Raw genomic sequence first — 12277 nt, forward strand, 5'->3', positions numbered from 1 at the left:
GTTAAAAATGTGTATTTTTGCACTCCTTTTAGCGATTTGTAGGAAAGATAAAAGGAATTAAACTAAAATAAAAATAACGCTTCTGTGTGTTAAACGCTTAAATCTTCCTAAACATGCAGAATACAAAATGTAATGTCTAAACAAAGGTCGCTAAAGCGATAAAATAATCAAGACATTATATAGAATAATATTTAAATGGCTGAAAAAGCAAAACAAGCTGAGGTTGAAGCAACTGAAGCAAAAACTGTTGAAGCTCCAGTAGTATCTGAAGCGCAAGCAAACCCTGAAAAATTCTTAGCAGAGTTTAACTGGCACAATTACCAAGAAGGTATTGATGAGGTTGACGATTTACAACTTAAAGAATTTGAAAAATTAGTAGCAGAAAATTTCGTAGACACTCTTAATGATGAAGTTGTTGAAGGTACTGTAGTTCACATCTCAGATCGTGATGCAATTATCGACATTAACGCTAAATCTGAAGGTGTTATTTCTTTAAACGAATTTCGTTACAATCCTAACTTAGCAGTTGGAGATAAAGTAGAAGTGTTAATTGATGTACGTGAAGATGCAACAGGTCAATTAGTATTATCTCACAGAAAAGCTCGTGTAATAAAAGCATGGGATCGTGTTAATAAAGCACACGAAACTGGCGAAATAGTAAATGGTTTTGTTAAATGTAGAACTAAAGGAGGTATGATTGTAGATGTTTTCGGAATCGAAGCATTCTTACCAGGTTCTCAAATTGATGTTAAACCAATTAGAGATTACGACCAGTATGTAAATAAAACTATGGAATTCAAAGTTGTGAAAATCAACCATGAGTTTAAAAACGTAGTTGTTTCTCATAAAGCACTTATTGAAGCTGATATTGAAGAACAAAAGAAAGAAATTATTGGTCAATTAGAAAAAGGTCAAGTATTAGAAGGTGTTGTTAAAAACATTACTTCTTACGGTGTATTTATCGACCTTGGTGGTGTTGACGGTTTAGTTCATATTACAGATCTTTCTTGGTCTAGAATTAACCATCCAAATGAGATTGTTGAGTTAGATCAAAAATTAAATGTTGTAATCCTTGATTTTGATGAAAACAAATCAAGAATCCAATTAGGTCTTAAACAATTATCTAAACACCCATGGGAAGCTCTTGCAGAAGAAGTTAAAGTTGGTGATAAAGTAAAAGGTAAAGTTGTTGTAATTGCAGATTACGGTGCATTTATCGAGGTTGCAGAAGGTGTTGAAGGTTTAATTCACGTTTCTGAAATGTCTTGGTCTACACACTTACGTTCTGCTCAAGATTTCGTTTCTGTTGGAGACGTTGTTGAGGCTCAAATCTTAACTTTAGATAGAGAAGATCGTAAAATGTCATTAGGTATTAAGCAATTATCTCAAGATCCTTGGACAGATATTACAGCTAAATACCCATTAGGTTCTAAGCACACAGGTATTGTACGTAACTTTACAAACTTTGGTGTTTTTGTTGAATTAGAAGAAGGAATTGACGGATTAATTTATATCTCTGATTTATCTTGGACTAAGAAAATTAAGCACCCATCTGAGTTCTGTGCAGTAGGTGATAAATTAGACGTAGTTGTTATAGAGTTAGATGTTGAAGGACGTAAATTATCTTTAGGTCACAAACAAACAACTGAGAACCCATGGGATAAATATGAAACTGAATTCGCTTTAGAAACAGTTCATACATCAGAAATAACTGAAATCGTAGATAAAGGAGCAACTGTTACTTTTAACGAAGATATCGTTGCTTTTGTACCATCTCGTCACTTAGAAAAAGAAGATGGAACTAAACTTAAGAAAGGTGAAACTGCTGAGTTTAAAATTATCGAATTTAATAAAGAGTTTAAACGTGTAGTTGCTTCGCATACTGCAATATTTAAAGCAGAAGAAGTTGCAAATGTAAAAGCTGCTGTTAAGAAAGCTGCTAGTGCTGCTGCAGAAGCAAAACCTACTTTAGGTGATGCTAATGATGCTTTACAAGCTCTTAAAGATAAAATGGATGGGAAAGCATAATTTTTCAAATCATTTATAAAATTAAAGCCTTCAAGAAATTGAAGGCTTTTTTTATTCTCTAAATTTATTATTAGGCTTATAAAGTTACTTAAACTGATGTATATTTAATGTTTCTACTTTTAAAATTTTGCATTACCTTTGCTTACCGAATACGTTTGGATACTATATGAGTCAAAAAGTTTTACTTAACGAAAAAGAGGTAAACATCATTCTTCACCGATTGGCTTGTCAACTTATTGAAAAACATCACGACTTTTCTAATACCGTATTAATAGGTATGCAACCACGTGGCGTATTTTTAGCCAATAGAATAGCAGCTATTCTAGAAAAAGATTACAAGGTTAAAAATATTCAATTAGGGCAATTAGATATCACTTTTTATAGAGATGATTTTAGAAGAAGCAATAAACCTTTAGAGGCAAACTCTACACAAATTAATTTTATTGTAGAAGATAAAAATATTGTGTTTATAGACGATGTTTTATACACTGGCCGAAGCATAAGAGCAGCATTAACAGCTATTCAATCTTTTGGAAGACCCAACGAAATAGAATTGTTAACGCTTATAGATAGGCGTTTTAGCAGACATTTGCCAATTCAGCCAAATTATAGAGGCAGACAAGTAGATGTAATAAATAATGAAAAAGTAAAAGTAAACTGGAAAGAAAATGAAAACGAAGATGCAGTTTACTTAATAGAAAAATAATGATTTAGCTAGAAGCTAAAATAGAGAATAATAGGCATTTTAAAATTGCCATCTGAATACTAAAAAGAATGAGCGAATTAAGTGTAAATCACTTATTAGGAATTAAATATCTTAACAAAGAAGATATTAAACTTATTTTTGAAACTGCCGATCATTTTAAAGAAGTGATTAATAGGCCTATTAAAAAAGTGCCTTCGCTTAGAGACATAACTATTGCAAATCTTTTTTTCGAAAATTCTACCAGAACAAAATTATCTTTCGAATTGGCAGAGAAAAGATTGTCTGCAGATGTTATTAACTTTTCATCAGCTCAATCATCTGTTAAAAAGGGCGAAACACTAATAGATACCGTAAACAACATTTTGTCTATGAAAGTAGATATGGTTGTTATGCGTCATCCAAACCCAGGCGCAGGATTATTTTTATCTAAGCATGTAAATGCAAGTATTGTAAATGCAGGAGATGGAGCGCACGAGCACCCAACACAAGCTTTGTTAGATTCTTACTCTATACGCGAAAAATTTGGTGAGGTTAAAGGCAAAAAAGTTGTTATTGTTGGAGATATTTTGCACAGTAGAGTAGCGTTATCTAATATATTTGCTTTGCAATTACAAGGTGCAGAGGTTATGGTTTGTGGCCCTAAAACATTAATTCCTAAATATATAGATAAGTTAGGAGTAAAAGTAGAAACTAATTTGCGTAAAGCCTTAAATTGGTGTGATGTCGCAAATATGCTTCGTGTACAAAACGAACGTATGGATATAAGCTATTTCCCGTCAACACGAGAATATACACAACAATTTGGAGTTAATATGGAGATATTAAACTCATTAGATAAAGAGATTACAATAATGCATCCAGGACCTATAAATAGAGGGGTAGAAATTACTAGCGATGTGGCAGATTCTGGACAGTCTATAATATTAGACCAAGTACAAAATGGTGTGGCAGTAAGAATGGCAGTTATTTATTTATTAGTTTCAAAAATAAAACAATAAGTTATGATTTTAAGTCAAGACGGAAACATTTACATTATTACTCAAGAAAAGGCTACTATTATAGAGTTAGTAAAGAAAATAGAAGCATTATACCCTAAGTTTAAAAACAACAATGTTATTGTTAATTTAACATCTTTAGGAGAAATTAAGAGTAATGAAGTTGTAGAATTTCTTCAAATATCTAAAACGCATAGAAACACAAACCAGTCGTTTGTTATTGTGTCTAATAAAGTTAATCTCGATGATACTTTAGACGAGCTTATTATAGTACCAACGCTTCAAGAAGCTTACGATATTATTGAGATGGAAGACATGGAACGCGATTTAGGGTTATAATTTATGAGCGTTTATCATTTATCTCAAGTAAATATTGCCAAGCGGTTAGCTCCCATAGACGATCCTATTATGCAAGATTTTGTAAATAACGTCGATAGAATTAATACTTTAGCCGATAAGCACGAAGGGTTTATTTGGCGATTAAAAGATGAAGATAAAGAAGTGGCTGCTCAAGTTTTTGAAGATGATACTTTATTAATAAATATGTCGATTTGGGAAAATCTAGACACACTTTTTAATTATACTTATAAATCGGGTCATGTAGATATTTTTAAACGAAAAAAAGAATGGTTTAGCAAAATGAAATTAATGCATATGGCTTTTTGGTATACACCAGAAGGTTATAAACCAACTTTTAAAGATGCCAAACAGCGTTTAGATTACTTACATAAACATGGCGATACACCTTATGCTTTTGGGTTTAAAAAGAAATTTACGGTAAAGGATGCTATAAATTACACACCAATTATATAATATGAAACTATCAATATTAGGGTGTTACAGTGCAACGCCAAGAGCTATAACTAACACAACTGCGCAAGTTTTAGAGATTAATAACAATATGTTTTTAATTGATTGTGGAGAAGGTACCCAAGTGCATTTACGCAAGCATAAAATTAAATTTAATAGAATTAAGCGTGTTTTTATTTCTCATTTACATGGCGATCACTTTTTTGGTTTAGTAGGTTTAATATCTACATTTAGGCTGTTAACAAGAGAAGCAGATTTACATGTTTATGGACCTAAGGGCATTAAAGAAATAGTAACGCTTCAAATGAAGTTAGCCGATTCTTGGACAAATTATAACCTTTATTTCCATGAGTTAACCTCAGATAAATCTGAATTAATTTTTGAAGATGATACCGTAGAGGTTTATACCATACCGTTAGAGCATAGAATTTATACAAATGGCTATTTGTTTAAAGAAAAAGCCCATGATCTTAAAATAGATATTGAAGCAGTTAAAGAAGCTAATATTAATGTGGCGTATTATAGAAAACTTAAGCAAGGCTTTGATGTAGAGAATGAAGATGGCGTATTAATAGACCATAAAAAAGTAACACAAAAAGGTAAAAAAGCCCAAAGTTATGCATTTTGCAGCGACACGGTTTATAAAGAAGACATAGTGCCAATTATAAAAGATGTAGATGTTTTATATCATGAATCTACGTTTTTAGATCAACACGCTCATTTAGCACCAAGAACAAAACATTCTACAGCAAAAGAAGCAGCCATTATAGCTAAAAAGGCAAATGTAGGTACATTATTGCTAGGTCACTATTCTACACGCTATGGCGATTTAAAGCCCTTTAAAGATGAAGCTAAAAAGGTTTTTAATAATGTGGAATTGAGTGAAGACGGAAAAGTATTTGAGTTTTAATTCAACTCATTTAAACCTGTAATCCAAGTAACAGCCTCATCAAGAGAATTACAGCGTTTCATACTAGTTTTAGAAAAATGTTTCTCTAAAGTTGCATTTAAATAAGTAGAAGAATTGTAAATAACAATTGCACTCGCCAATAGTAAATTATGTTCTTTTTGAACTTTAGACCAATTTTGAGGATCTATAGAATAGGCATTAACTCGGTTTGATATAAAACCAATTTTGGCATTATCTCCATAAAACTCTATTAATTCCTTAAGTAGTAATTTTGTTTTATCCCAATCAAAATGGATACCATGATCTAGTTCTGAAACAACAAACTTTTCATATAAATAGTAATTACCCCATGGCATTACCAACTTAAAATGTTTTATAGTTTTAAAATATTTAGATTGTTCAAATTTCATACTACCTTTGTGGAAAATCGTGCAAATATAAGAAGTAATGTTTGTATTTTTTTTAATATATCTGTAATAAATTGTTAAAATGGAAAAAGACTTAAGTAATTATAGAAGATCTTACGAAAAAAGTGAGTTGCTTATAAAAGATGTACCAGAAAATCCTATAGAGTTATTTCAAAAATGGTTTTTTGAGGTAGATAAATTTTTTCCTGAAGATGAGAATAACGCTATGACTGTTTCTACTTTTGGGTTAGATGGTTTTCCTAAGAGTAGGGTAGTACTTCTTAAAAAATATACTTTTGAAGGTTTTATATTTTATACTAACTACGCAAGCGAGAAAGGTAAAGCTATAGAAAACAACCCCAATGTATGTTTATCTTTTTTTTGGCATGGTGCAGAACGTCAAGTTATAATTAAAGGTAAAGCAGAAAAATTACCAAGTAATTTAAGCGATGGTTATTTTGAGTCTAGACCAAGAGGTAGCCAATTAGGTGCCTTAGCTTCTAACCAAAGTGAGGTAGTAGCTTCTAGAAATGTTTTAGAAGAACGTTTAAAAAAACTAGAAAGTAAGTATGAAGGAAAGCATATAGACCGACCAGATTCTTGGGGAGGTTATATTGTTAAACCTGTTGAAATTGAATTTTGGCAAGGACGTCCAAACAGGTTACATGATAGAGTACGTTATGCTTTACAAGCGGATTATAATTGGCAGATAGATCGTTTATCTCCTTAAAAATACGCTGTAACGCGTTTTTTATTTTGTTAAAAATGCATTTTAACGATTAAAAACATAAAGTATCGATAAAATGCATGTTTTTGGTCGATTTTAACATTTCATTAACGTTTATTTGAGGTAAGTCTCCTAATTTTACAGAACCTAAAACCTACTTACCTATGAAACTACCTACAAAACTTCCGTTAATGGTATTAATTGCCATATTATCTTTTTCATGTTCAACAGATAGTATTGATGAAAAAGCTGATGCTATAGAATTAAATTTAACTACACTTGATGCAAAAAGTATAGAAGTAGAAATTCTTGAACTTATTAACGATCATAGGATGTCTATTGGACTTAATACTCTTAAAGAAATGCCTGTAGTAAAGTCTGTAGCATATAGTCATACAGATTATATGATAGATAATAATGAGATATCGCATGATAATTTCTATACTAGAAGTGATTATTTAAAAGCTAAAGCTGGAGCAAAAAAGGTTTCAGAAAATGTAGCTTATGGTTATACATCTGCTGAGTCTGTTGTTAAAGCTTGGATTAAGAGTGAAGGACATAAAGCAAATATTGAAGGTGATTTTTCTAACTTTGATATTTCTGCAGAACAAGGCGTAGAAGGTAAATGGTATTATACAAACATTTTTATTAAAAAGTAATATTAAAATATATTTTAAAAAAAAGAATCTCGTAGCCTTATGGTTAAGAGGTTCTTTTTTGGTTTTTGTTAGTTATGTTTTAAAATTGATATTCTATAAACGTTAGATTAAGCTAGTATTGTCTTTAGTATCTAGATAGGATATAAGTAAAAACCACAAAAGAAATGCTCTTTTGTGGTTTTAAAATAAATTGGTGGTTAGTGCTTTGTTATTTTATTTCATTTTTATAATCATAAACTGGGTACGTCTATTTAATTGATGTTGTTGATTTGTACATTTAATAGTGCCATCGCAGTTATTTATTAATTGCTCTTCGCCATAACCTTTGTGCGACTCAATTCTAGTAGCATCTATACCTTTCGAAATTAAGTACTCGTAGGTAGATTTGGCACGTTGGGCAGATAGTTTAAGGTTATATGATGCAGGCCCTCTAGAATCTGTGTGAGATTCAATTTTTATAACCATATTAGGATACTTGTTTTTCATTAAATGAGCAATTTTGTCCAATTCTATGCTACTGTCTCCACGAATGTTATATTTATTGTAATCAAAATAGATGGGATCGAGCTTAATAGTAGGCTCTGGTTCTTTTATTTTGTTAGCAATGGGGTTTAATATAATGTCTGCTGTAATACTATATACATTATCATCAATATTTTTAGAGGTTACTTGTAGTGTTCTGTCCTCGTAACCTTCTTTTTTTGTATCAATAATATAATCTGTATCTCTATCTATATTTAGTTGGTAGTAGCCTGTACTGTCACTCTCTAATATAGCTATTTCTTTCTTATTACTATCTAAAATAGAGACAAGTGCTTTGTTAATAGGTTTGTTTGTTTTAGAGTTACTTACTACGCCTTCAATTATAAGTTGTAAAATCCTATTGTATGCATATATATCGTCGTCTCCTAAACCATCGTCTCTATTTGATGATATATATCCAGAGAGGCCATCATTATTCATAAAAAAAGAAAAATCATCTTTATTAGAGTTAACAGGAATTCCTAAATTTAAAATGCTTACAATATTATTTTCTCTATCAGAGACGGTTCCAAATATGTCTAAAAGTCCTAAACCTAAATGTCCATCAGACGAAAAGAATAGCACATCTTCGCTATTAACAAAAGGGAACAATTCATTTTTATCTGTGTTTACAATTGGCCCTAAGTTTACAGGAGTACCAAAAGAACCATTCTCAAATAAATCTATATAATATATATCTGATCCACCCATACCTCCAGGCATATCCGAAGCAAAATATAGTTTAGTACCATCATTATTTAAAGCTGGATGACCTACAGAATAGTCGTCGCTATTAAAGCTAAGCTCTTCTACATTTATCCATTTATCATCTACCAAAGTAGATTTATAAATTTTTAAATTACTTACACCTTTGTTGTCCTTTTTTAAACCAATATTTTTGTTGTAATTGTTGCGACAAAAGTACATGGTTTTTCCATCTTTTGATAAGGTAAGAGGTCCGTCGTGGTAAGTTGAATTTATATCGCCTTTTACTTTGGCTTTATGATGGATAATTGTGTCGCTACCTTTATCTGTAGCATATATATCTAAAAAAGGTTGGTTGTTCCAGCCATAAAGATGTTTTATTGACACGCCTTTATTCGCTGTCGATGTAAAATATATTTTACTGTCGTGCTCGAAGGCTCCAAAATCGCTTAATTTAGAATTAAAGTTTACGTCTTTTAAGAAATAGTGTTGTTTTGCATTAAATATAGATGTTATAAAATTTGCATCTTTAGAAAGTTGTTTTTCATTTATAACACCACCCAAAGTCTTAAATTTTCTCATCCATTCTCGAGAGGCTTTATAATTTTTAACACCTCTTAAAGACTGCGCGTATTTATAGTAATATGCTACAGGAATGTTTTGCTGAGTTATAACTTTTTTATAATATACAACTGCACTATCTGGGTTTCTTAAATATGCATAGCAATCTGCTAATTGCCTAGTGGCATAATCTGTATTAAAATTTTTATTTATTAATTCGCGATATGCTTCGGAAGCTTTAACAAAAGAAAATTTATTAAATAAGTTATCGGCTTTTTTTTGTAAACCTTGCTGAGCAAAACTTAATGAAGCCCAAAAAGCAATACAAATTACTAAATAGTTTTTTAATTTCATGGGGTCTTATGTTTTAACACACAATTGGTTGGTTGTGTTTTGAAATTTATTCCATTTTTATAACAATAAATTGAGTTCTTCTATTTAATTGATGATCGTCTTCTTCACATTTTTCTCCATCTTCGCAACCATTTGTTAATTGGCGCTCTCCAAAACCTTTATGTTCTGTTATTCTTTTAGCATCAACACCATTGGCTACTAAATACTCGTAAGTTGCATTGGCTCTGTCTATAGATAGCCTGTCGTTGTATGAGAGTGACCCTCTAGAATCTGTATGAGATTCTATTCTAATAACCATATCTGGGTATTCTTTGGTCATTAATTTTACAATTTTATCAAGTTCTAATTTAGCATCTTCTCTAATGTTATGCTTGTCGTAATCAAAATAAATATTATTTAATTCGGCTAAGACAATAACGTCTTGAACAGGGTTTAAAATTAAATTCGCAGTTATGGTTGACTCTACACTTTTTAAATGTTTTGATGTAAATTCTCTATAATCGTCAATGTATTTCTTTTGACTACCAACTATTTTATAGTCTTTATTTCGGTCTATATTAATTTCATAATAACCAAATTCGTCGGTTACCATATAGGCAATTTCATTTTCTTTATCGTCAAATAATTTAATAACAGAATTAGCAATAGGTTTTCTATTAATAGCATCTGTAACCACTCCTTTTACGTGTAGTACAGGAACTCTATAAAACCCATAAATATCGTCGTCTCCACGTCCACCTTTTCTGTTAGATGAAAAATAACCAGTTACACCATCGTCATTTGCAAAAAAGGAGAAATCATCTTTATTTGAGTTAATTGGTACGCCTAAATTTACATAATCTACAATTTTATCGTTTTCGTCTGTTATTGTAGCATATATGTCTAAAAGACCAATGCCTAAATGCCCATCAGATGCATAAAACAAAGTGCCTTCGTTATTAATAAATGGTGTGCCTTCTGTTTTTTCTGTGTTAACAATATCTCCTAAGTTTTCAGGAGTACCTAAGGTACCATCAGGGTTAATGTCTACAGAATAAATATCTGATTGGCCATAGCCTCCAGGCATATCCGATGTAAAATATAACTTAGTATTATCTCTATTTAAAGCAGGATGTTGGGTAGAGTATTCTACATTATTTATCGATAAATCTTCAATATCTGTCCAAATGCTATCTTTAAGAGTCGCTCTGTAAATTTTCATATTGCTTATGCCTTCTTTATCGGTTACTTTGCCTAACTCGTTAGCATTATTTCGAGAAAAATACATTGTTTTTCCGTCGTTGGTAATGGTCGCAGGGCCATCGTGATAAATAGAGTTTACATCTCCTTTTACTTTTGAAGAATAATCTACTTGTCTTTTTCGGTCTTTGTCTGTTACATAGAGGTCTAAGAAGGGTTGTTCGTTCCAACCATAAACACGTTTTATAGCTACACCTTCGTCTCTTGAAGAAGTAAAGTATATTTTGTTATCATGCTCAAAAGCACCGAAGTCGCTGTATTTGGTATTAAACCTAATTCTAGATAAGAAATATTGTTGTTTGGCGTTAAACACATGCGTTATAAAATCGATGTCTTTATCGAAATCTTCAGTGTTAGCTATACCTCCAGAGTCTTTAAAGGTTTGCATCCATTCTCTAGATTCTTTATATTTTTTTGTTCCTCTTAAAGATTGAGCATAACGGTAATAATACTCTACAGGAACATTGTCTTGTTTAACTACAGATTTGTAGTATCTAGATGCATTTCGCGGATCTCTTAACAGGGCATAGCAGTCTGCTAATTGTCTTGTAGAATAATCTTTGTTGTAATTATCTTGAATTAATTCGCGGTATATTTTAGCAGCTTTTACAAAAGAAAATTTGCTAAATAGGGTATCTGCCTTTTTTTGTTTTCCTTGTTGAGCAAACATAATTAAGTTTAGCATTAAAGCTAGACAGACTAATATGTATTTTTTTAGTTTCATAATAAAAAATTAAAAATATCTAGGAGATTTTAATTTAGAACTTAAGAATTTGAATTCGTACATAAGTAATAATTCATGAGTTCCGCTAGTATATGCTCTAATTTCTGAGGTTGGTTTTTCGTAGGCGTAACCTATTCGTAGTTGTCTTGATACTTGAAAATCTGCAATGCCACCAATGGCTGCTGTAGACTCGTTAATTCTATAAGAACCACCTAGCCAAAACTTCTCGTTAAACAAGAAATTGGCTGTTAAATCGTAAGATAGTGGTGCGCCATTTGTTGCTTTAACTAAAAAAGCTGGTTTTAATTTTAAACGTTTACTTAAATCGAATACATAGCCACCTGTAAAATAATAGCTTAGTCGCTCTAAGGCTTCATATTCTTTAGTCTTGTTATAATCTGTATTAAGTATTCTAGGTGTAGAAAGGCCTAAATACATTTTATTTGTACTCCAATAAACACCAACACCGATATTTGGAGACCATCTATCTTCTACGCCTAATATATTGGGGTCAAAACTTTGAGATTCTCTAAAATCTGCATCTAAGCTATATTGTGTAAACCCAGCTTTTAAACCAAAAGCAAGTTTACCATCTCTACCTGTAGGAATTGAATATGAAAAGTCTCCATATAAATATGAAAAGTTTTGAGGCCCTAAGTCGTCTTCAATAAAAGATAAACCTAAACCAATTCTATCGTTTCTTAATGGGGTATGAATGGATAATGTTTGTGTTATTGGACCTCCGTCAAAACCTACCCATTGGCTTCTATGTAGCCCAACTACACTTAAAGCTTCTCTACTACCTGCGTAGGCAGGGTTAATTGAGATTGTGTTATACATATACTGTGTAAATTGCGGTAATTGTTGGGCAATTCCGACGGTACAGCTAAATAACGCAATAGCGATTATGTTCTTTTTTAAGAGTTTCAT

At 31.4% G+C, this 12277-nt stretch carries 12 protein-coding genes; 8 read left to right on the plus strand and 4 right to left on the minus strand.

Annotation, left to right across the window (positions count from 1 at the left end; translation table 11 throughout):
• Positions 1 to 195 precede the first annotated feature (195 nt).
• The 6 genes from rpsA to ABD715_RS01745 all read left to right on the plus strand — a co-directional run bounded on the left by rpsA (position 196) and on the right by ABD715_RS01745 (position 5449).
• Positions 196 to 2028 carry a 30S ribosomal protein S1 gene (gene rpsA, locus ABD715_RS01720; protein WP_344786316.1) on the plus strand — a complete coding sequence of 611 codons (1833 nt, stop codon included), beginning with the start codon at positions 196 to 198 and terminating at the stop codon, positions 2026 to 2028.
• A 166-nt stretch (positions 2029 to 2194) separates the two neighbouring features.
• Positions 2195 to 2734 (plus strand): bifunctional pyr operon transcriptional regulator/uracil phosphoribosyltransferase PyrR, encoded by a 540-nt coding sequence (gene pyrR / locus ABD715_RS01725; RefSeq protein WP_344786318.1) that lies wholly within the window; start codon positions 2195 to 2197, stop codon positions 2732 to 2734.
• 68 nt (positions 2735 to 2802) lie between these two features.
• Positions 2803 to 3732, plus strand: coding sequence for an aspartate carbamoyltransferase catalytic subunit (locus tag ABD715_RS01730; RefSeq protein ID WP_344786320.1), 930 nt, complete (start codon positions 2803 to 2805; stop codon positions 3730 to 3732).
• Between the two features lie 3 nt (positions 3733 to 3735).
• Positions 3736 to 4068, plus strand: coding sequence for a ribonuclease Z (locus ABD715_RS01735; RefSeq protein WP_344786322.1), 333 nt, complete (start codon positions 3736 to 3738; stop codon positions 4066 to 4068).
• Between the two features lie 3 nt (positions 4069 to 4071).
• Complete coding sequence (locus ABD715_RS01740; protein WP_344786324.1) at positions 4072 to 4542, plus strand: DUF3291 domain-containing protein; 471 nt, start codon at positions 4072 to 4074, stop codon at positions 4540 to 4542.
• A gap of 1 nt (position 4543) precedes the next feature.
• Entirely contained in the window at positions 4544 to 5449 is a 906-nt protein-coding gene (locus tag ABD715_RS01745) for a ribonuclease Z (RefSeq protein ID WP_344786326.1), read from the plus strand.
• Here the strand turns inward: ABD715_RS01745 and ABD715_RS01750 are convergent.
• Positions 5446 to 5859 carry a hypothetical protein gene (locus tag ABD715_RS01750; RefSeq protein ID WP_344786327.1) on the minus strand — a complete coding sequence of 138 codons (414 nt, stop codon included), beginning with the start codon at positions 5857 to 5859 and terminating at the stop codon, positions 5446 to 5448. The genes ABD715_RS01745 and ABD715_RS01750 overlap by 4 nt on opposite strands.
• Positions 5860 to 5938: 79 nt before the next feature.
• Between ABD715_RS01750 and pdxH the strand changes: the two genes are divergently transcribed.
• Together pdxH and ABD715_RS01760 are read left to right on the plus strand one after the other, a co-directional pair.
• The gene (gene pdxH, locus ABD715_RS01755) at positions 5939 to 6586 is read left to right on the plus strand and encodes a pyridoxamine 5'-phosphate oxidase (RefSeq protein WP_344786329.1); all 648 of its coding nucleotides are present in this window, start codon (positions 5939 to 5941) and stop codon (positions 6584 to 6586) included.
• Between the two features lie 161 nt (positions 6587 to 6747).
• Positions 6748 to 7242, plus strand: coding sequence for a CAP domain-containing protein (locus ABD715_RS01760; RefSeq protein ID WP_344786331.1), 495 nt, complete (start codon positions 6748 to 6750; stop codon positions 7240 to 7242).
• A gap of 213 nt (positions 7243 to 7455) precedes the next feature.
• On the opposite strand, the gene ABD715_RS01765 is transcribed toward ABD715_RS01760, so the two are convergent.
• The 3 genes from ABD715_RS01765 to ABD715_RS01775 form a co-directional block, all read right to left on the minus strand.
• Positions 7456 to 9384, minus strand: a complete 1929-nt coding sequence (locus ABD715_RS01765) for an OmpA family protein (protein ID WP_344786333.1) — start codon at positions 9382 to 9384, stop codon at positions 7456 to 7458.
• A gap of 46 nt (positions 9385 to 9430) precedes the next feature.
• Complete coding sequence (locus ABD715_RS01770; RefSeq protein WP_344786335.1) at positions 9431 to 11293, minus strand: OmpA family protein; 1863 nt, start codon at positions 11291 to 11293, stop codon at positions 9431 to 9433.
• A 63-nt stretch (positions 11294 to 11356) separates the two neighbouring features.
• A complete protein-coding gene (locus ABD715_RS01775) occupies positions 11357 to 12277 on the minus strand; it encodes a PorP/SprF family type IX secretion system membrane protein (protein WP_344786337.1) in 921 nt (306 codons plus the stop codon).

Origin of the sequence: Postechiella marina, from assembly GCF_039538365.1 — a bacterium.
Taxonomy (GTDB): Bacteria; Bacteroidota; Bacteroidia; order Flavobacteriales; family Flavobacteriaceae; genus Postechiella; species Postechiella marina.